The organism is Agrococcus sp. AC640b, from assembly GCF_979255995.1.
Genome location: NZ_CEEDMM010000020.1, coordinates 125,715 through 145,000 on the forward strand (window position 1 = coordinate 125,715; position 19,286 = coordinate 145,000).

Genomic DNA, 19,286 nt, shown 5'->3' on the forward strand with positions numbered 1-19,286 from the left:
GGCTGGCTGCGGCCACCCGCCGGTCGCGGCGGGAGTCGGCGAGCGCGTCGGGGGTGGCACGTAGGGTCGGATGCATGGCTCGAGCACGGCTGTCGGCGGTGGAGGCGCGGCGCGTGGCGTTCGCGGCGCAGGGCTTCGGCGCCAGACCGCCCGTCGTCGGCACGCGCCAGCTCTCGGCGACGTTCGCCCGCCTGGGGCTGCTGCAGCTCGACACGGTCAACGTCTTCGAGCGCAGCCACTACCTCCCGTTGCTCGCGCGCCTCGGCGCGTACGACCGCGCGCTGCTCGACCGGCTCGTGACGCACGACCGGCGTCCGCGCGTGCTGGGGCGCACGACCGAGCTGTGGGCGCACGAGGCGGCGATCGTGCCCGTCGACGACGTGCCGCTGCTGCGGTTCCGCGCCGATCGCTTCCGCGCGAAGCACGCGGCGTGGTTCGAGGCGCATGCGACGCTCGTCGCCGAGCTGCGTGCGGCCATCGCCGATCGCGGGCCGTCGACGGTCGGCGAGATCGAGCATCCGTCGAACGTGCGCGGATCCGGCGGATGGTGGGATCGAGGCGACGCGTACCACGCGATCCACGCGATGTTCCGCGCGGGCGAGCTCGTCGTGCTCGGCCGTCGCCGCTTCGAGCGCGTCTACGACCTCGCCGATCGGGCGCTCCCCGAGCACCTGCGCCACGTCGTGCCCGAGCAGGAGGCGACGCTCGAGCTCGTGCGGCGTGCGGCGGTCGCGCTGGGCGTCGGCACGGTCGACGACCTGCGCGACTACCACCGGCTGGCCTACCTCGCCGACGCTCGAGCGGCGGTGGACGCGCTCGTCGAGGCCGGCGAGCTCGTGCCCGTCGCCGTCGACGGCTGGGGCTCCCCCGCCTACCTCCATGCGGCGCAGCGCATCCCTCGCGGCGTCGACGCGACGGCGCTGCTGTCGCCGTTCGATCCGATCGTGTGGCACCGGCCGCGCGCGCTGCGCATGTTCGACTTCCACTACCGCATCTCGATCTACACGCCGCCTGCCGAGCGAGCGCACGGCTACTACGTGCTGCCCGTCGCGGTCGATGGCGAGGTCGTGGGCCGCATCGACCTCAAGAGCGACCGACGCGCTGGGGTGCTGCGCGTGCAGCATGCGCACGTCGAGCCGGCGTTCGCGCTGCGTTCGGGCGCGCTCGCCGAGCGGATCGCGCCACGACTGCACGAGGCGGCCGCGTGGCAGGGCCTCGAGGGCGTCGCCGTCGCAGGGCCGGGCACGTGGGCGCACGACGTCGCCGCGGCGCTGACGCGCTGAGCGCGACCCCCTAGAAGGCGATGCGCGGAGGCTCGGCGGTGCCGCCGGTGGCCTCCTCGTACTGCGGCTGCGGGATGCGGCCGGCGAAGAGCGACGTGGGGAAGCGCTTGCGCAGCGCCTCGCCCTCGCGGGTCGCGGCATTGACGGCACGGCGGGAGGACTGCACCCAGTCGTCGGCCTCCGCGAGCTCCGCCGCGTCGTTCGGGCTCGTCGCGACGACCTCGGCATGCGTGGCGCGAGCGCGCTCGAGCTGCTCGCGCGCGGCGAGGATCGCAGCGGTCGCCCGGCGCACCGAGCGGGCTGCGAGCAGCATCCACACGCCGATCGCGAGCAGGACGACGACGACGGCTGCGACGACGATCGTGATCGTCAGCGTGATGGGGTCGAGCATGCCTCCACGGTACCGGCGCGCGGTCAGCCGATCGTGCGCCGCAGGAAGGGGTTGTCGAACGTGCGGCTCGGATCGAGTCGGTCGCGCACGGCGCGGAAGGCAGCGAGCGTCGGCAGCCGCGGCTCGAGGTCGGCGGCGGTCTGCGTGTGCAGCTTGCCCCAGTGCGGGCGGCCCTCGTGGTCGAGCATGATGCGCTCGACCTCGGCGAAGTGCTCCCGCGGATCCTCCCGCCAGTGCCGATGCACGGCGACGTAGCCGGTCTCGCGGCCGTGCGCCGTCGACAGCAGTGCATCGTCGCCGGCGGCGGCACGCACCTCGACGGGGAACGTGATGCGCCAGCCGCGCCGCTCGACGAGGGCGCGCATGGCACGGAACGCGCTCGGCACGGCGTCGAGCGGCATGCCGTACTCCATCTCGCGGAAGCGAACGCGCCGCGCAGCCACGAACACGCGGTCGGACCGGTCGCGCACGTCGGGACCCGCGAATCGCCTCGCCGCGATCCTGGCGATGCCGGGTGCGAGCGCAGGCATGACGCTCGCGGCGCCGCACAGCGCGCCCCAGGCGCCGTTCGCGACGACCTCGCGGTCGACGAGGCTGCGGAGACGCCCAGGACCCTCGCGGGGCGCGTCGGCGGGGCCGCGGGTGCGCGTCATCGTCACGGCGGTGTCGGTGCCGTGGAACCAGTACCACTCGACGTGGTCGCCGCCCGCGACCCGCTCGCGCCATGCCTCGAGCACCGCCTCGAGGGGCTCGACGCGCTCGACCGCCGCGAGCGTGAACGCCGGCACGCAGCGCAGCGTCACCTGCACGAGCACGCCGAGCGCGCCCAGCCCGAGCCGCACGGCGGGCAGCAGGTCGGCATGCGACGTCGGCGAGACGCGCAGCACCTCCCCCGTGCCCGTCACGAGCGTCGCAGCGACGATCGTCGACCCCATGGAGCCGAACGCGAGCCCCGTGCCGTGCGTGCCCGTCGACACCGCTCCTGCGATCGTCTGCCTGTCGATGTCGCCCATCGACTCGAGGGCGAGCCCGTGCGGTGCGAGCAGGTCGCCGACGGCGTGCAGCGGCGTGCCGGCGGCGAACGTCGCGGTGCACGCATCGCGGTCGACGTCGATGAGCCCCGCGAGCGCGCTCGTGTCGAGCTGGATGCCGGGCGCGACGGCGACGGCCGAGAACGAGTGACCAGCACCGATCGGCTTCACCCGCTCGCCGCGCTCGGAGGCGGTGCGCACGATGGCCGCGACCTCGTCCGCGTCCTCCGGTCGCAGCACCGCCGTCGGCTCGGCCCGCTGCGAGCGCGACCAGTTGCGCCACGTCACGACGCGCGCCCGCCGCCGGCGACGCTCATCGGAACGTCCGACCCTCGCCGCGGTACGTCGCCACGGCGTAGACGACGCGACCGTCGTCGACGACGTGCAGCGCATCCACGTGCTCGCAGACCTCGCCAGCCTTCGCGTGTCGCAGCCACACGCGGTCGCCGAGCGCGAGGTCGCGGGCAGCAGCGCCCTGCACGGGCGTCTGCACCTCGCCGAAGCCCTCCCGAGCCAGGGGGCGCAGGTTCGGCGGCCACGCGATGGTCGGCTGCCGGTCGGCGCCCACGGGGCCCGACGCGATCCAGCCGCCCGACTGCAGCGTCGCGACGTCGGCGCTCGGACGGCGCACGACGGGCAGCGCGAACCCCAGCGCGGGCGCGGGCGTGAAGCCGCGGTAGCCGTCGAAGAGCCCCGGGCCGAAGAGCCCCGAGCCTGCGGCGACCTCCGTCACCGCCTCCTCCGCAGCCGTGCGCTCGAGCGAGCCCGTGCCGCCTCCGTTGACGAACGCGAGGTCGGCGATGCGGCGCACGCGGGCGACGGCGTCGGCGCGGCGCTCGGCGAGCTCGGCCGACGACACGCGCTGCATCGCGCGCACGACGGCGCTCGCACGGTCGCCGACGCCGGCGATCTGCCCCTCGTACGCCATGATGCCCACGAGGTCGAAGCCCGGCCGCTCCGCGACGACGCGCGCGAGCGCCTCGAGGTCGGCGGGAGCGTGCACGGGCGAGCGCCGTGGACCGACGTGACCGATGGGACCGCGCCACGACGCGTCGAGCTCGATCGCGACGCGGATGCGCGCGCGCGAGCCCGCCGCGGCGACGTCGTCGACGAGGTCGAGCTGCGCGGGGTCGTCGACCATGATCGTCACGCGCGCCGCGAGCGCCTCGGATGCCGCGAGCGTGGCGAGCGCACCCCGGTCGACGCTCGGGTAGCCCACGACGACGTCGTCGCACGTCTCCGCGAGCCACAGCGCCTCCGGCAGCGTGTACGCCAGGATCCCCCGCCACCCGGGCAGCGACAGCACGGCATCGAGCACGGCACGGCATCGCACCGACTTGGAGGCGACGCGGATGGGGGTGCCGCTCGCTCGCCGCGTGAGATCGGCGGCGTTCGCAGCGAGCGCCGACAGCGACAGCGCGGCCAGCGGCGCGTCGAGGTGCCGCGTCGTGGCATCCATCGACGGCCAGTGCGACGCGGCGTCGAACGCGGCGGCATCGGCGAACGCGGGCGCGGCAGCGATCTCGAGCACGCTGCGACCCTACGCCTGCACGCGAGGCGGGTGACTGCTACCGTAGTGACTGCTCTGCACCATTTGGTCACTACGAGACGAGTCCCATGGCACGCCGCCGCATCCTGGATCTCGCCCAGGGGCCCATCTCCATCCTCGAGTGGACCCCGAGCGCGGCGCCGCGCGGCACGGTCGTGCTGCTGCACGGCGCAGGCTACGACAGCGCGTGGCTCTCCTGGGGCGAGACCGGCGAGGCGCTCGTCGCGGCCGGCTGGCACGTCGTCGCGCCCGACCTGCCGGGATTCGGCGAGAGTCCCGCCTCCGACATGGACGGCACGCTCGTGCGCCTCGTGCGCCACGTCGGCGACGTCGTGCGCGCGCTGGGCGTCGACGACCACGTGGTTGGCGGTCTGTCGCTCGGCGGCGGCATGGCGCTCGGCTACGCGCTCCAAGCCCCCAGCGGCCTGCGCGGCGTCATGGTGCTCGGCAGCTACGGGCTCATGCCCAGGCTGCGCACGGGGCCGCTGTCGCTACCGACGCAGCTGCTCACCTGGGCGCTCACGCGCGTCGGCGGCACCGCCTCGCTCTTCCGCTGGTACGCACGCGACGCGGGACGCATGCGGCGCAGCCTCGCGCGAATCGTGCGCACGCCCGCCAACCTCACGCCCGAGCTCGTCGCGGCCGCATCCGCGGAGGGCGAGCGCTCGACGAGCATGCGCATCACGAACGCCTTCCAACGCTCGGAGGTGCTGCCGACGCGGCAGCGCACCGACCACAGCCCGCACCTGCACGCGCTGAGCGTGCCTGCGCTCGTCGTGCACGGCACGCACGACGCGGGCGTGGCCGTGGCCCACGCACGTCAGGCTGCGGCCCGCATCCCAGACGCGACGCTGCTCGTCGTCGACGGGGGCGGGCATTGGATCCAACGCGACCGTCCCGATCTCGTGCATCCCGCGATGCTCGCCTTCCTCGACCGCGTCGCCTGATGCCGCGGCCCCGCATCGCCGATCGCCGCGATCGCATCCTCGACGTCGCGGAGGCCGGCATCCTCGACCGCGGCTTCGACGCCGTCTCGGTCGCGTGGATCGCCGAGCACGCCGGCATCGCGAAGGGCGCGATCTACCGCGAGGTCGCGAGCAAGGAGGCGCTGCTCGACGCGCTGCTCGAGCGCGGCATGACGCGGATGCACGAGGCGGCGGCCGCCAGGCTGGGCACGACGCCACCGCGTCTGTCGACCGCGTACCGCGTGGGCGCGGAGGTGCTGCTCGACGACCCGCTCATGACGGCTGCGTTCCTCGACGACGCCGGCGTGCTCGGCGCTCGCGTCGCCCGCGTCGGCGACGACCGCTACCGCGCGCGCCTGCGCGAGGTCTCGGCATGGATCGGCGCGCTGCAGGCGTCGGGCGAGCTCGGCGACGACATCGAGCCGGACGATCTGGCGCTCGCGCTGTCGAGCACGACGATCGGCCTGCTCTCCGCCGCCCGACTGCTGGGGCCGCTCTCCCCCGAGCGCCTCCGCGGAGCCCTCGCCGCCGTGGAGGCGATGGTCGCGAGCCTCGAGCGCTCGCCGGAGCCCGCGCGCACCGCACGCACCTGACCCGCACGACACCGGGCTCGCGTTTCGCAGGCGATCACGGGGGTCGGAGGGGTATCGTCCCTCGAACCCCCGCGATCGCCTGCGAAACGCAATCGGTACGACGACGTCGACGACGAAGGGGCCGACGCCCGAAGGCATCGACCCCTGTCGCGGATCCGAGCGATCAGGCCTTCGTGGGAGCCTTCTCGTCGTCGAGCTCATCGGACGCCTCGACGGCGGCCTTCTGCTCGTCGGCCTTCGCCGGCTCGACGACGGGCGCAGCCTTCGGCCCGGCGTCGTCGCCAGCGGGCTTCGGACGCGACGCGAACTCCTCGAACACGTCGCGCGGCGTCTCGCGCATCGCGAGCTCGACGTCGTCGCGACCGAGGAAGAAGCCGCCCATCCAGTCGCCCACGACGCGCAGCTTGCGCTCGACCATCGGGATGGCCATGCCGTGGTAGCCGCGGTGCGCCATCCAGGCGAGCGGACCGGTGAAGCCGATCTTGCCCTTCTGGAACGCACCGTAGCCGAGGCCGAGGCCCGCCACGGCGCCGAGGTTGGCGTGGATGTACTCCTGCGGGGCCTCGCCGCGCAGCGACGCGACGATGTTCTTCGGCAGCAGCTTGCCCTGGCGCACGGCGTGCTGCGCGTTCGGCACGCAGAAGCCGCCGGGGCCGGGGGTCTTCGACACGTCGGGCACGGCCGCGACGTCGCCAGCGGTCCACGCGTGGGGCACGACCTCGTCGCCGTCGACGACCTGCAGCGTCGTCTTCGCCGTGAGGCGGCCGCGCTCGTCGAGCGGCAGGCCCGTCTTGCGCACCATCGGGTTCGCCATGACGCCCGCGGTCCAGATGATGAGGTCGGACTCGAACGACTCGCCCGTCGACAGCTCGACGACGCCGTCGACGGCCGACTTCAGCTGCGTGTCGAGGTGCACGTGCGCCTCGCGGTCCTCGAGCTGCTGGATGACCTTCTTCGACGTCTCGAGGCTGACCTCGGGCATGATGCGCCCCATGGCCTCGATGAGGTGGAAGTGGATGTCCTCCATGACGACGTTCGGGTACAGCTCGACGAGGCTCGTCGCGAGCCCGCGCAGCTCGCCGAAGACCTCGATGCCCGCGAAGCCGCCGCCGACGACCGTGACGGTCAGCAGGCGGGTGCGCTCGGGCCCCTCGGGCAGCACGGAGGCCCTGGCGAAGTTCGAGATGAGCCGGTCGCGCACGGCGGCGGCCTCCTCGATGGTCTTCATGCCGATCGCGACGTCGGCGACGCCCGGGATCGGGAAGGTGCGCGAGACGGAGCCCGCGGTGAGCACGAGCTCGTCGTACTCGACCTCGAACGCCTCGCCGTCGTCGGGCGTGATCGTCGCGACCTTCGCCGTGTGGTCGATCGCGGTGACGCGGGCGGTGATGACGGCGGTGCGCTTGAGGTGCTTGCGCAGCGAGACGACCGAGTGGCGCGCCTCGATGTTGCCTGCGGCGACCTCGGGGAGGAACGGCTGGTACGTCATGTACGGCAGCGGGTCGACGAGGGTCACCTCGGCCTCGCCGCGGCCGAGGATCTTCTCGAGGCCGCGTGCGGTGTAGAAGCCGGCGTAGCCACCGCCGACGATGAGGATGCGAGTGGTCACAGTGAAATGGCTCTCTGCTCTGTGGGGGTGTGCGACAGCATCCTCGATGCTACTCCTGCTCGGAGTCGGCCCCGACCGCGCCCTCCGCGGCACCGAGCCCGTCGCCCGACGGTCGACTGCACGTGCACGTCTCCGGCTGCCAGTCGCCGAGCGCGAGCGCGGCATCGCCGATCGGGTTGACGCCGGGGCCGGCTGCGAGGCTGTGGGCGACGAGCGCATGCAGGCACTTCACGCGCGTGGGCATGCCGCCTGCGCTGATGCCGTCGATCTCGGGCACGTCGCCGTGCACGGCGCGCTCTGCGAGGTACGCCTCGTGCGCGGCGAGGTAGGCGGCTGCGACCTCGGGGTCGTCGAGCCGTGCCTGCAGCTCGACCATCGCGCCCGAGGCCTCCAGCCGCGACGCGGCGACGGTGGCGCCGGGATGCGTGAGGTAGTGGAACGTGGGGAAGGGGGTGCCGTTCGCGAGCCGCGGCCTCGTGGCGACCACGGCGGGCGCGCCGCAGCCGCATCGCGCGGAGATGCCCACGACGTCGCGCACGGGCCTGCCGAGCTGGGCGGTCATCGCGGCGACGTCGGCCTCGGTGGCGTGCTCGATCACGTCGATCCTTCCGTGGGGTGCGCGGTCAGCGCGCGTCGAGCGGCGTGCCCGATGCGAGGTCGTCGGCCCCTGCATCGGTGAGCCCGGCGATGACGACGGATGCGATGCTCGCCTGCACCCAGTCGCCCTCGCTCTCGACGAGGTCGGTGGTGAACGCCTGCGACTGCTCGGCGGACTCCGCGGGGCCGCGGTCGTCGAGCACGACGAACGCCGCGTCGCCCGGGTAGACGTAGAAGAGACGGTCACGAGCCTGCGCCTCGATGTACGCGGGGTCGTCCCACTGGGCGACCTCGTCGCCCAGGTCGTCGACGTTCTCCTGCTGCTGGGCGACCTGATCCTGCAGGTCGGCGACCGTCTGCCGCTGCTCGAGCAGCAGGCCGATCGACGGGGCGAGCGTGAACGCGCCCACGACCACGAGCCCGCCGACGACGAGCAGCGTCCACGACACCCGCAGGCGGCCGACCTGCGCGTCCGAGGCCGCGGATGCCGCCGGGCCGTTCGTCCATGGGGGTCAGGCTACGACCCTCAGCCCTGGAAGCGCGGGAACGCCGCAGCGCCCGCGTACACGGCGGCCTCGGCGAGGTCCTCCTCGATGCGCAGCAGCTGGTTGTACTTCGCGACGCGGTCGCTGCGCGCGGGGGCGCCCGTCTTGATCTGGCCGACGTTGAGGGCGACCGCGATGTCGGCGATCGTCGTGTCCTCGGTCTCGCCGGAGCGGTGCGACAGCACCGACGCGTAGCGGGCGCCTGCGGCGATGCGCACGGCGTCGAACGTCTCCGAGAGCGTGCCGATCTGGTTGACCTTCACGAGCAGCGCGTTCGCGGCGCCCTTCTGGATGCCCTCGGAGAGGCGCTCGGGGTTCGTGACGAACAGGTCGTCGCCGACGAGCTGCACCTTCTGGCCGAGCTGCTCGGTGATGGCGGTCCACCCCGACCAGTCGGCCTCGTCGAGCGGGTCCTCGATCGTGATGAGCGGGAAGGCGTCGACGAGGTCGGCGTAGTAGTCGGCCATCTCGGCGCTCGTGCGCGACTTGCCCTCGAACCGGTACGCGCCGTCCTCGAAGAACTCGCTCGCGGCGACGTCGAGGCCGAGCGCGATGTCGCTGCCGGGGGTGAAGCCGGCCTTCTCGATCGCCTGCACGAGCAGGTCGAGCGCTGCGCGGTTGCTGGCGAGGTCGGGGGCGAAGCCGCCCTCGTCGCCGAGGCCCGTCGACAGGCCCTGCTCCCCGAGCACCTTCTTGAGCGTGTGGTAGACCTCGGTGCCCCAGCGCAGGCCCTCGCGGTACGAGGGGGCGCCGATCGGCAGGATCATGAACTCCTGGATGTCGACGCCGGTGTCTGCGTGCGCGCCACCGTTGATGACGTTCATCATCGGCACGGGCAGCACGTGGCCGTTGGGGCCGCCGAGGTAGCGGAACAGCGGCAGCGCGGCCGAGTCGGCTGCGGCCTTCGCGACGGCGAGCGAGACGCCGAGGATGGCGTTGGCTCCCAGGCGCGACTTGTTGTCGGTGCCGTCGAGCTCGATGAGCGTCTGGTCGACGATGCGCTGGTCGTCGGCTGCGAAGCCCTCGATCGCGTCGGCGATCTCGTCGTTCACGAACGACACGGCCTGCTCGACGCCCTTGCCGAGGTAGCGGCCGGCGTCGCCGTCGCGCAGCTCGTACGCCTCGAACGCGCCGGTGGATGCACCGGAGGGCACGGCGGCGCGGCCGACGGCGCCGTCGGAGAGCAGCACCTCGACCTCGACGGTCGGGTTGCCGCGCGAATCGAGGATCTCGCGGGCGAGCAGTGCGTCGATGGATGCCACGTGGACTCCTTGCGTCTTGGTGTGGTGGTCTCTCGCGGGCACCGCGCCAGCCAGCGCTCGCCCGCGTCCGAGCCTAGCCGTCGGGCTGGGACGGCGCAGGGCTCGCAGCGCCTCGCCGAGGCTCAGTCGGTCGCGCGCAACGGCTGCACGTCGAGGTCGCCAGCGGGGTCGGCGTCGGCACGCAGCGTCAGCACGTGCGTGGCGCCGGAGGCGGCGAGACCATCGAGCACGCGGCCGACGTTCTTCGTGCGGCGGGCGACGCGCACGGCTCTGCCCGTCTCGACGATGCGACGCTTCACGGCGACGAGCGTCGCGGGCGGCACGTCGCGGTCGTGGAGGATGCCGACGATCTCGCCGCCCGCGTCCGCTGCGACCTCGACCAGGTCGATGAGGCGCTCGAAGCCGAACGAGATGCCCGCCGCGGGCACGTCGGTGCCGAGGAAGCGCCCCACCATGCCGTCGTAGCGCCCACCGCCACCGATGGAGTACGGCACCGCGGGGTGCGCGATCTCCATGATGACGCCCGTGTAGTAGCCCATCCCGCGCACGAGCGACGGGTCGAGCTCGAGGCGCACGCCGAGCCCCCCTGCGCCCGCTGCGTCGAGCAGCGTGCGCACGGACTCGGTGGCATCGTCGGGCAGCGCAGACCAGTCGCCGGCGGCGACGGCAGCGATCTGCGCGAGCACGGCCGCGCCGTCGAGGCCTGCGGCATCGAGCTCGGCGTCGACGCCCGACTCGCCGACCTTGTCGAGCTTGTCGATCGTGATGAGCGCGCCCTCGCGCGCCGCCTCCGGCACGCCTGCCGCCTCGAGCATCGCGTGCAGGATGCGGCGGTCGTTGACGCGCAGGAACGCGTCTGCCAGCCCGAGGCGGGCGAGGGCGTCGGCGGTCGCGGCGACGAGCTCGAGCTCCGCCTGGATGCCCGGCTCGCCGACGATGTCGATGTCGCACTGCACGAACTGCCGGTAGCGCCCGGCCTGGGGACGCTCCGCACGCCACACCGGCGCGATCTGGATGGCGCGGAACACCGTGGGCAGCTCGGCGCGGTTCGTGGCGTAGTAGCGCGCGAGCGGCACCGTGAGGTCGAAGCGCAGGCCCAGGTCGTTCAGCTCGGCCGGGCTCTGGGCGGCACGCAGGTCGTCGACGGTGAGGCCGCGGCGCTGGATGCCGAACGCGAGCTTCTCGTTGTCGCCCCCGAGGCCGGCGTGCAGGCGCTCGGCGAGCTCGACGACGGGCGTCTCGATCTCCTCGAAGCCGTGATCGGCGAAGGCGCCGCGGATGACGCCGGCGACGTGCGCGCGTCGACGCTGCTCGGCGGGGAGCATGTCGCGCATGCCACGGGGAGGGTTCACCTGGGATGCCACGTGCTCCATCCTCCCGCATCCCGCATCCTCGCCGGTGCGTCCACGAGCGGCGTGGGAGTTCGGCAGGATGGAGCGATGGGCCTCCGCCTCCGCAGACCGCTGCTTCGCGACCACGGCGTCGCGTCGCAGCTGCTGCGACTCACGATCGTGGGGATGGTCGTCGCGGCCGAGGCGCGACGCGTCGGCGTGCTGCTCGACCTCGGCGCCTCGCTCGTCGTGCACTTCTCGTACTTCACGACGCAGGCAGCCGTGCTCTCGGGGATCGTGGCGATCTGGATGGTCGCGCAGCCGGCGACGCACCGCCCGGCGTGGTTCGACTGGCTGCGGGCCGCGACGACGACGTGGGTGCTGCTCGCGGGCGTCACGTACGTGACGGTGCTGGAGCCGGGCTCGCTGCTGAACCCGGCCGAGCCGTTCCAGAGCATCGTGCAGCATCAGCTCGTGCCGTTCGTCATGGTGCTCGACTGGGCGCTCACGCCCGGCCGCACGCGCGCCCGGCGCCGCTTCGCGTGGACGTGGCTGCTCTACCCGGCCGCCTACGGGATCGTCGCGGTGATCATCGCGCAGCAGATCGGCGCGTGGCTGTACCCGTTCCTCAACCCCGTGGCCGCCGACGGCTGGCTGGGCGTCGCCGTGCAGACGACGGGCGTGCTCGGCATCCTCGTGGCGCTCGTCGTGCTCGTGGCGCTGCTGGGGCCGCGGGGGTCGGGACCTGCCACGCGCGTGCGACTGCGGGATGCGGGGCCCTCGACGCCGCCGGAGGACCAGGTCGGCGTCGACGATCGCGAGCGCGCGGCAGACGACGCCGCACGCGACGACCTCGGCGCGTCGACCTCGCGCCCTCAGGCCGTCGGCTCCGGCTCCCAGGCCGGCAGCGGGTCGGCGTAGCCGGTCCACGCGCCGGGCCCCGCTGCGAGCTCGTCGTCGTCGAGCGCCGCCGCGGCGAGCGTCGCGGCGATCGCGGCATGGTCGAGGTCGACGCCGATGATCGCGAGCTCCTGCCCGAGCGCGACGGGGTCGTGGGGGTCGACGTCGAGCGCATGGAGCGCGAACGAGCCCGCCGCCTGATCCCACCAGCCGATGCGTCCCGGGCGCGTGGCGAGCGTCACGAACCCCGCCGAGCGCACGACGGCGCCGTGCGTGCCGCCGCCGAGGGCCTCGAGCGCCCGCACCAGGCGTACGGGGTGCAGCGGGCGCACGTGCTCGAACCGCAGCGCCGAGACGCGCGGATCGGTCATGTGGGGGTCGTGGTCGCCGTTCAGCACGCACGTCCATCCGGGGTGATCGTGCACGGCCTGGATGCGCCGGCCGGCGGGTGGGTCGACGACGCCGCGCTCGAGTCGCAGCCGCGCGCGCGGCGCGACGTGGGCGACGAGCGCCATCGCGACGCTGAGCGTGGGCGTGTCGAGCGCATGCCATCCGACGATCGTCGCGACGGTCGCCTGCTCGAGCTGCTCGACGAGGCGCTGGGCACGGCCGCACCCGCACGGCGGCGTGCCCGCGAGGCCGAGCAGCCGCAGCAGCGTGCGAGCATCCACGACGCACTCGATGGCGCCGGGCTGCTCGGCGTCGGCGAGCATGCCGACGACGTGCATGGGCTGCACGCCCGCGGGCACGTCGACGACCACGCCGACGCCGGGCAGGAGCGCCTCGGCGATGCCGTCGACGGCGGCGTGCTCGATCGCCGCCGCGGGCACGAGCGGTGCGCTCGTGGCCGCCGCGAGGCGTCGCGCATGCAGCGAGCGCTCGTGGTCGCTCACGCCCAGGACCATCGTCGCCACGGCCATCGTCTCCTCCATCTGCTTTACTGAGAACCGTTCTCATCATTACATGCGGCGACGCATGCGGAAGCCAGGAGGTCGCCATGAAGGTCCGCGCATCGCTCAAGTCCCTCGCCCGTCAGCCAGGAGCGCAGGTCGTGCGGCGTCGAGGCACGGTGTTCGTGATCAACACGCGCAACCCGCGCATGAAGGGCAGGCAGGGCTGAATCGCGGTGGCGAGGCGGCGCACCGCGCCGAGGGCGCGAGGCGCCACGAGCCGGAGCGGGTGGCGCCGCCGCCGCGTCCCTGCGCCTCCACCGCCGCGCCGCGTGCCACGATGAGCACGTGACGACATCGGGGTCGCTGACCGACCGCTCCGTGCCCATCGTGGCGCTGCGCACCGTCGTGCTGCTCGCGGGCGTCTTCGCCGAGGTCTGGAACCTCGTGACCGTCGCGGGGCAGGGCGACCGCGTCAGCGAGCACCTCGGCTACTTCACCGTGCAGTCGAACATGCTCGTGCTCGTCGTCGTCGCGTGGATGCTGCTGCGGCCAGACGGCCGGCCCCGCTGGTTCGACGCGCTGCGCGGCGCCGCGACGGCGTACATCGTGCTGACGGGGCTCGTGTGGGCCGTGCTGCTCGCCTCCCCCGCCGAGGCGCTCGGCTTCGACGTCGCCTACCCGAGCTTCGCGCAGCACCGGCTCATCCCGGTGCTCATGGCCGTCGACTGGCTGCTCGTGCCGACCGACCGGCCGCTGCGCGTGGGCCGCTGCATCGCCGCATGGATGGCGTACCCGATCGCGTACCTCGCGCTGTCGTGGGTGCGCGGCGGCCTCGGCGACGGCTGGATCCCGTACCCGTTCCTCGACCCTGCCGTGCACGGCGGGGTCGGCGGGCTCGTCGTGCCCACGGGGCAGGTGCTGCTCGCGTTCGTCGTGGGCATCGCGCTGGTCACGATCGTGGGCCGGATCCGTTGGCGGCCTCGCGCCGGAGCGTCACGCCCGCGCGTGCGGATCGGCGTCGCCGCCGACTGAGCGCGTCGCGGCGTCGGGCTCCCCCGCGTCCGCGGCGTCCGACTCCCCGGCCTCCGCGCCGGCCGTCGACAGGTCGCGCTGCACCGGCGCCGCCTGCGGAGCCCGCGCATCACGACGCACGGCGTCGGCGCGCAGCCGCGCATCCGACCGCAACCGAGACCAGTAGGGCACGGCCACGAGGTGCGGGTCGGCGCGCGCGGCCGCCCACGGCGCACCCGAGACGGCCACGACGGCGGCCGTCGCGAAGCCGGCGGCGACGACGAGCACCGGCTGCGTCGCCAGCACCGCGGCGCCCGTGACGGCCAGCACCGCCACCGCCACCCACACGACCATCGCCGTCGGCCCGGGCGCGAACGACCGGCCAGCCAGCAGCAGCGCGCCCAGCACGGCCCCCGACGCCACTGCGAGCAGCACCTCGACCCAGACCATGCGCGCCTCCCCTCGGCGCGCCAAGGCTAGCGAGGCGCGCTGGGCGCGCGCAGCGTCAGCGCGTCACGGCGCGAGGCCGCCGGCGCGCTCCTGCGCCCGCAGCGCCGCGTCGCGCTCGCGCACCGCGAGCCGCAGCGCCCGCTCGGCATCGAGCCCGTGCGCGCTCGCCTGCTCGACGATCGCCAGCAGCGTCGCACCCAGCTGCTGCTCCGTCTCCGGCGCGCCCGCATCGACGGCGGGCGCGGCGACGAGACCGCCCTTCCTGGCGCGCTGCAGCGTCTTCTGCGCCAGCGCGAGCGCTGGCAGGCCGGGCGGGATGCCGTCGAGGGCGCTGTCGCGCTCCGACTTCTCGGCCCGCTTCAGCGCATCCCACGACGCCACGACGTCGTCGACGCCCGACACCTGCGCGTCGCCGAACACGTGCGGATGCCGCGAGCGCATCTTCGCCGCCGCGTCGCGTGCGACGTCGTCGATGTCGAAGCCCTCCTCGACCGCGGCGATGTCGGCGTGGAACAGCACCTGGTAGAGCACGTCGCCGAGCTCCTCGCGGATGCCGACGACGTCGCCCGTCTCGATCGCATCGACGAGCTCGTACGTCTCCTCGACGAGGTAGGTCACGAGGCTCTCGTGCGTCTGCTCCGCATCCCACGGGCACCCGCCGGGCCTGCGCAGTCGCGCGACGACGGCGACGAGGTCGTGGAGCCCATCGGCGCGCGCGGCCTCGCCGGTCATGCCGCGCCGCCGTTCGCTGCATCCGAGACGGGCTCGCCGTCGGCGTCGAGCGTGACGGACCGCTCGGCAGGCGGCGGCGGGAACATCGCCGTCAGCAGCTGCGACACCCACGCGATGAGCTCGACGTCGGGCAGCGGCTGCGCCTGGGTTCCCGCGAGCCGGCCACCGCCCGCGGTCGGCGCAGGCACGAGCAGCGTGCGCGCCTGCTGGTTCCACTTCGCAGTCGGGTACATGCGCCGCAGCCGCAGCTGCAGCGACTCCGACAGGTCCGCGGGCCCGACGCGCAGGTTCGGACCCACGGCGATGACCTCGGACAGCCGCGAGCGCATCGCCTGCCTCCGAAGCCGCGCCATGGCCAGCAGCGTCTCGACCTGCTGCGGCGGCGGGCCGTAGCGGTCCTGCAGCTCGTCGGCGACGGTGTCGATGGCCGTGTCCGACGGCGACGACGCCGCAGCGGAGAGCTTCTGGTAGGCCTCGAGGCGCAGTCGCTCGGCGTCGAGGTACGACTCGGGGATGACGGCGTCGACGGGCAGCTCGAGTCGCAGCTCGCGCGGCGCATCCTCCGCATCGCCGCGGAACGTCGACACCGCCTCGCCGACCATCCGCAGGTACAGGTCGAACCCGACGCCTGCGATGTGGCCCGACTGCTCGCCACCGAGCAGGTTGCCGGCGCCGCGGATCTCGAGGTCCTTCATCGCCACCTGCATGCCGGCGCCGAGCTCGTTGTGCACCGCGATCGTCTCGAGTCGGTCGTGCGCCGTCTCCGACAGCGGCGTCTCGCCGTCGTACAGGAAGTACGCGTACGCGCGCTCGCGCCCACGGCCGACGCGCCCGCGCAGCTGGTGCAGCTGGCTGAGCCCGTATCGCTCGGCGCGGTCGACGATGAGCGTGTTCGCGTTCGGGATGTCGAGCCCCGTCTCGACGATCGTCGTCGACACGAGCACGTCGAACCTGCGCTCCCAGAAGTCGACGATGACCTGCTCGAGCTGGTGCTCGTTCATCTTGCCGTGGGCGATGGCGACGCGCGCCTCCGGCACGAGCTCCGAGATGCGCGCCGCCGTGCGGGCGATCGACGACACGCGGTTGTGCACGAAGAACACCTGCCCCTCGCGCAGCAGCTCGCGGCGGATCGCCGCACCCACCTGCTGGTCGGAGTAGGCGCCGACGAACGTGAGGATCGGATGCCGCGCCTCGGGGGCCGTCGCGAGCGTCGACATCTCGCGGATGCCCGTCACCGCCATCTCGAGCGTGCGCGGGATGGGCGTCGCCGACATCGACAGCACGTCGACGTTCGTCTTCATCTGCATCAGCGCGTCCTTGTGCTCGACGCCGAAGCGCTGCTCCTCGTCGATGATCACCAGGCCGAGATCCTTGAACGCGACGCCCTCGGTGAGGATGCGGTGGGTGCCGATGACCATGTCGACGGTGCCGTCGGCGAGCCCCTGCCGCGTCGCCTTCGCCTCCGCGTTCGACTGGAAGCGGCTGAGCGCCGCGACCTGCACCGGGAACCCGGCGAAGCGTGCAGCGAACGTCTCGTGGTGCTGCCGCACGAGCAGCGTCGTCGGCACGAGCATCGCGACCTGCTTGCCGTCCTGGATGGCCTTGAACGCGGCGCGCACGGCGACCTCGGTCTTGCCGAAGCCGACGTCGCCGGAGAGCAGGCGATCCATGGGCACCTCGCGCTCCATGTCGCGCTTGACCTCGTCGATCGTCGTCAGCTGGTCGGGCGTCTCGGCGTACGGGAAGGCATCCTCGAGCTCGTGCTGCCACGGGGTGTCGGCGCCGAAGGCGTGCCCCTTCGACGACATGCGCGCGGCGTAGAGCCGCACGAGCTCGACGGCGATGTCGCGCACGGCCTTGCGCGCCTTCGACTTCGCCGCCTGCCATTCGCTGCCCCCCATGCGCGACAGGGTCGGGCTCTCGCCGCCGACGTATCGCGAGAGCTGGTCGAGCTGGTCGGTGGGGATCGACAGCCGGTCGCCTGGCTGCCCGCGCTTCGACGGCGCGTACTCGAGCACGAGGTACTCGCGCACCGTCTGCGTCGCGTTGCGTCCACCGGAGGAGACGGTGCGCTGGGTGAGCTCGACGAAGCGTCCGATGCCGTGCGTCTCGTGCACGACGAGGTCGCCGGGCTTCAGCTGCAGCGGGTCGACGACGGTGCCGCGGCGCGTGGCGAGCCTGCGCGGGGCGCGCGCGTCGACGCCGACGGCGCGACCGAACAGCTCCGCCTCGCTCACGAGGGCCACACGGGCCTGCTCGACGCGGAACCCCAGCTCGACGTTCGCCTTCGCGACATGCACGACGCCCGCCTCGAGCGTCGCGGGCAGGTCGTCGGCCTGGCGCGCTGCGACGCCGCGCTCGGCGAGCACCTCGGTCGCGCGCTCTCCCGTGCCGTGGCCTGCGGCGGTCACGACGACGCGCCAGCCGTCGCGTGCGAGCGCGACGACGGCGTCGACCGCCGCCTCCGCGCCGTGCCCGACGGGGTTGGGGATGCTGGAGATCAGCTCGGCGCCGTCGTCGAGGAGGTCGGTGCCGAACGACGACAGCGCGTACCAGGGGCCGTCGGCCGCGTCGCGCAGCTCCTCGAGCTCGAGGAACCCGCCGCTGGCGAGGTCGACGGGCACCTGCGCACCTGCTGCCGCCGCCGACCACGCGGCCTCGAGGAACTCGCGGTTCGTGTCGTCGAGGATCGCGACACGGTCGCGCACCCGCTCGGGTCCGATGACGGCGACGGCGGCATCGGGCAGGTGGTGCGTCACGGGCACGAGGCCGGGCAGCAGCAGCGGTGCGAGCGACTCCATGCCCTCGACGGCGATGCCGTTCGCGACCTTCTCGAGCATCCCCTCCATGGCGGGCAGCTCCTGCTGCAGCGCGGCCGCGCGCTCCCGCACGTCGTCGGTGAGCAGCAGCTCGCGCGCAGGGGGCAGCTCGATCGACGGCACCGGCTCGGGGTCGGAGCGCTGGTCTGCGACGCGGAACCATCGCAGCTGCTCGACCTCGTCGCCGAACAGGTCGACGCGGATCGGATGCTCCTCTGCGGGGCTGAAGACGTCGAGGATGCCGCCGCGCACCGCGAACTCGCCGCGACGCGTGACCATGTCGACGCGCTGGTACGCGTGCTGCACGAGCGATCGGGTGAGGCCCGAGAGGTCGACGCCGCGCTGCCCCGACTCGAGCACGATCGCCTCGGCGTCGCCGAGCCCCGTCGGCGTCGGCTGCAGCGCAGCGCGTGCGGACGCGACGATGATCGCGGGCGTGCCCGCCGCTCGCGTGCGCACGTCGTGCAGCGCACGCCACCGCTGCCCGACGGTCTCGGCGCTCGGGCTCAGCCGCTCATGGGGCAGCGTCTCCCAGGCGGGGAACGCGACGACGATCGCGTGGGGCAGCCACGCCTCGAGCTCGTGCACGAGGGCATCGGCCTCGCGCTTCGTCGACGTGACGACGAGCAGCGGTCGTTCCGAGGATGCGATGGCAGCGAGCAGCGGTGCCCGCATGCCCTCGGCGACCGTGAAGGTGCCGCCGACGGCGATGCGTCGACGTGCGTCCGCGAGCACCGTCTCCTCGAGGACGGCCAGCAGTGGCGCGAGGCTCACTGCTGCCAGACGACCGCGCCCGAGGCGTCCGTGATCGTGAAGCCGAGCTGCAGCGTCGACGGGTCGACGGGCGTGCCTGCGCCGACGTAGATGCCGACCCCGCCCGCCGGGGTGCCCTCGACGACCGACATGGGGATGGGCTGACCGTTGAAGGCCATCTCCGCTGCGGTGCCCTGCGGTCCGAGGAACACGACGAACGGGTCGACCGCGGCGTCGCCGAGCACGCAGATCGTGCCGCTGGAGCCCAGGCACACGCCCAGCGGCTGCGACTGGCCGGAGCGCTCGAGGATCACGTCGACCGTGCCGGTCGTCTCGCTGACGTCCCACCAGACGCTGACGTCGTCGCCGACCGTCGCGCCCAGCTCGTAGCCGTTCGGGCCCGTCGGACCCCGGTCGTCGTCGCCGCCGACGCAGCCGGCGAGGGCGAGGACCATCGCGCTCGCCGCCGCTCCTGCGGCGATCCCGCGCAGCGCGCGCTGTCGGACGTGCATCCGATCCCCTCCCGGTCGACGTCCCATGCTAGCCGCGCCTCGACGTGCACGGCGTCGTCG

At 73.6% G+C, this 19,286-nt stretch carries 19 protein-coding genes; 6 read left to right on the forward strand and 13 right to left on the reverse strand.

From position 1 onward, the window contains the following. Positions 1 to 74 precede the first annotated feature (74 nt). Positions 75 to 1,283 (forward strand): winged helix-turn-helix domain-containing protein, encoded by a 1,209-nt coding sequence (locus tag ACZ6H8_RS09260; RefSeq protein ID WP_464146482.1) that lies wholly within the window; start codon positions 75 to 77, stop codon positions 1,281 to 1,283. Between the two features lie 10 nt (positions 1,284 to 1,293). On the opposite strand, the gene ACZ6H8_RS09265 is transcribed toward ACZ6H8_RS09260, so the two are convergent. Genes ACZ6H8_RS09265 through ACZ6H8_RS09275 form a run of 3 tightly spaced genes read right to left on the reverse strand, consistent with a single transcriptional unit; the run spans position 1,294 to position 4,164 of the window. Continuing rightward, positions 1,294 to 1,674 (reverse strand): LemA family protein, encoded by a 381-nt coding sequence (locus ACZ6H8_RS09265; protein ID WP_464146483.1) that lies wholly within the window; start codon positions 1,672 to 1,674, stop codon positions 1,294 to 1,296. 23 nt (positions 1,675 to 1,697) lie between these two features. Further along, on the reverse strand, positions 1,698 to 2,993 hold the full coding sequence (locus tag ACZ6H8_RS09270) for a D-arabinono-1,4-lactone oxidase (protein ID WP_464146484.1): 1,296 nt from the start codon (positions 2,991 to 2,993) through the stop codon (positions 1,698 to 1,700). 25 nt (positions 2,994 to 3,018) lie between these two features. Further along, a complete protein-coding gene (locus tag ACZ6H8_RS09275) occupies positions 3,019 to 4,164 on the reverse strand; it encodes an alanine racemase (RefSeq protein WP_464146653.1) in 1,146 nt (381 codons plus the stop codon). Positions 4,165 to 4,322: 158 nt separating this feature from the next. Here ACZ6H8_RS09275 and ACZ6H8_RS09280 point away from each other — a divergent pair, with 158 nt between their 5' ends. Both ACZ6H8_RS09280 and ACZ6H8_RS09285 read left to right on the forward strand, forming a co-directional pair. Continuing rightward, positions 4,323 to 5,201, forward strand: a complete 879-nt coding sequence (locus ACZ6H8_RS09280; protein ID WP_464146485.1) for an alpha/beta fold hydrolase — start codon at positions 4,323 to 4,325, stop codon at positions 5,199 to 5,201. Further along, positions 5,201 to 5,812 carry a TetR/AcrR family transcriptional regulator gene (locus tag ACZ6H8_RS09285; protein WP_464146486.1) on the forward strand — a complete coding sequence of 204 codons (612 nt, stop codon included), beginning with the start codon at positions 5,201 to 5,203 and terminating at the stop codon, positions 5,810 to 5,812. The genes ACZ6H8_RS09280 and ACZ6H8_RS09285 overlap by 1 nt, the downstream gene beginning before the upstream one ends. Positions 5,813 to 5,975: 163 nt before the next feature. Here ACZ6H8_RS09285 and ACZ6H8_RS09290 read toward each other — a convergent pair whose 3' ends face one another. The 5 genes from ACZ6H8_RS09290 to ACZ6H8_RS09310 all read right to left on the reverse strand — a co-directional run bounded on the left by ACZ6H8_RS09290 (position 5,976) and on the right by ACZ6H8_RS09310 (position 11,189). Further along, positions 5,976 to 7,421, reverse strand: coding sequence for an NAD(P)/FAD-dependent oxidoreductase (locus ACZ6H8_RS09290; RefSeq protein WP_464146487.1), 1,446 nt, complete (start codon positions 7,419 to 7,421; stop codon positions 5,976 to 5,978). A 49-nt stretch (positions 7,422 to 7,470) separates the two neighbouring features. Next, positions 7,471 to 7,983, reverse strand: coding sequence for a DUF501 domain-containing protein (locus tag ACZ6H8_RS09295; protein ID WP_464146654.1), 513 nt, complete (start codon positions 7,981 to 7,983; stop codon positions 7,471 to 7,473). A gap of 61 nt (positions 7,984 to 8,044) precedes the next feature. Beyond that, a complete protein-coding gene (locus ACZ6H8_RS09300) occupies positions 8,045 to 8,467 on the reverse strand; it encodes an FtsB family cell division protein (RefSeq protein WP_464146488.1) in 423 nt (140 codons plus the stop codon). Between the two features lie 77 nt (positions 8,468 to 8,544). Next, positions 8,545 to 9,825 carry a phosphopyruvate hydratase gene (gene eno / locus ACZ6H8_RS09305; protein ID WP_464146489.1) on the reverse strand — a complete coding sequence of 427 codons (1,281 nt, stop codon included), beginning with the start codon at positions 9,823 to 9,825 and terminating at the stop codon, positions 8,545 to 8,547. A 122-nt stretch (positions 9,826 to 9,947) separates the two neighbouring features. After that, positions 9,948 to 11,189 (reverse strand): histidine--tRNA ligase, encoded by a 1,242-nt coding sequence (locus ACZ6H8_RS09310; protein ID WP_464146490.1) that lies wholly within the window; start codon positions 11,187 to 11,189, stop codon positions 9,948 to 9,950. Between the two features lie 75 nt (positions 11,190 to 11,264). Here ACZ6H8_RS09310 and ACZ6H8_RS09315 point away from each other — a divergent pair, with 75 nt between their 5' ends. Further along, positions 11,265 to 12,077: a Pr6Pr family membrane protein gene (locus ACZ6H8_RS09315; protein ID WP_464146491.1), complete on the forward strand. Its 813-nt coding sequence runs from the start codon at positions 11,265 to 11,267 to the stop codon at positions 12,075 to 12,077. Here the strand turns inward: ACZ6H8_RS09315 and ACZ6H8_RS09320 are convergent. Beyond that, complete coding sequence (locus ACZ6H8_RS09320) at positions 12,032 to 12,949, reverse strand: GTP-binding protein (protein ID WP_464146492.1); 918 nt, start codon at positions 12,947 to 12,949, stop codon at positions 12,032 to 12,034. The genes ACZ6H8_RS09315 and ACZ6H8_RS09320 overlap by 46 nt on opposite strands. A gap of 104 nt (positions 12,950 to 13,053) precedes the next feature. Here ACZ6H8_RS09320 and rpmJ point away from each other — a divergent pair, with 104 nt between their 5' ends. Continuing rightward, positions 13,054 to 13,176, forward strand: a complete 123-nt coding sequence (gene rpmJ / locus ACZ6H8_RS09325) for a 50S ribosomal protein L36 (RefSeq protein WP_464146493.1) — start codon at positions 13,054 to 13,056, stop codon at positions 13,174 to 13,176. Positions 13,177 to 13,294: 118 nt separating this feature from the next. Next, positions 13,295 to 13,981 carry a Pr6Pr family membrane protein gene (locus tag ACZ6H8_RS09330; RefSeq protein WP_464146494.1) on the forward strand — a complete coding sequence of 229 codons (687 nt, stop codon included), beginning with the start codon at positions 13,295 to 13,297 and terminating at the stop codon, positions 13,979 to 13,981. Here ACZ6H8_RS09330 and ACZ6H8_RS09335 read toward each other — a convergent pair. The 4 genes from ACZ6H8_RS09335 to ACZ6H8_RS09350 form a co-directional block, all read right to left on the reverse strand. Then, positions 13,943 to 14,410: a hypothetical protein gene (locus ACZ6H8_RS09335; protein WP_464146495.1), complete on the reverse strand. Its 468-nt coding sequence runs from the start codon at positions 14,408 to 14,410 to the stop codon at positions 13,943 to 13,945. The two genes, ACZ6H8_RS09330 and ACZ6H8_RS09335, sit on opposite strands and share 39 nt — an antisense overlap. A gap of 63 nt (positions 14,411 to 14,473) precedes the next feature. After that, complete coding sequence (locus ACZ6H8_RS09340; RefSeq protein WP_464146496.1) at positions 14,474 to 15,142, reverse strand: MazG family protein; 669 nt, start codon at positions 15,140 to 15,142, stop codon at positions 14,474 to 14,476. Next, positions 15,139 to 18,735, reverse strand: a complete 3,597-nt coding sequence (gene mfd / locus ACZ6H8_RS09345) for a transcription-repair coupling factor (protein ID WP_464146497.1) — start codon at positions 18,733 to 18,735, stop codon at positions 15,139 to 15,141. Before mfd ends, ACZ6H8_RS09340 begins: the two co-directional genes overlap by 4 nt. Next, entirely contained in the window at positions 18,732 to 19,226 is a 495-nt protein-coding gene (locus ACZ6H8_RS09350) for a hypothetical protein (RefSeq protein WP_464146498.1), read from the reverse strand. The genes mfd and ACZ6H8_RS09350 overlap by 4 nt, the downstream gene beginning before the upstream one ends. Positions 19,227 to 19,286 lie beyond the last annotated feature (60 nt).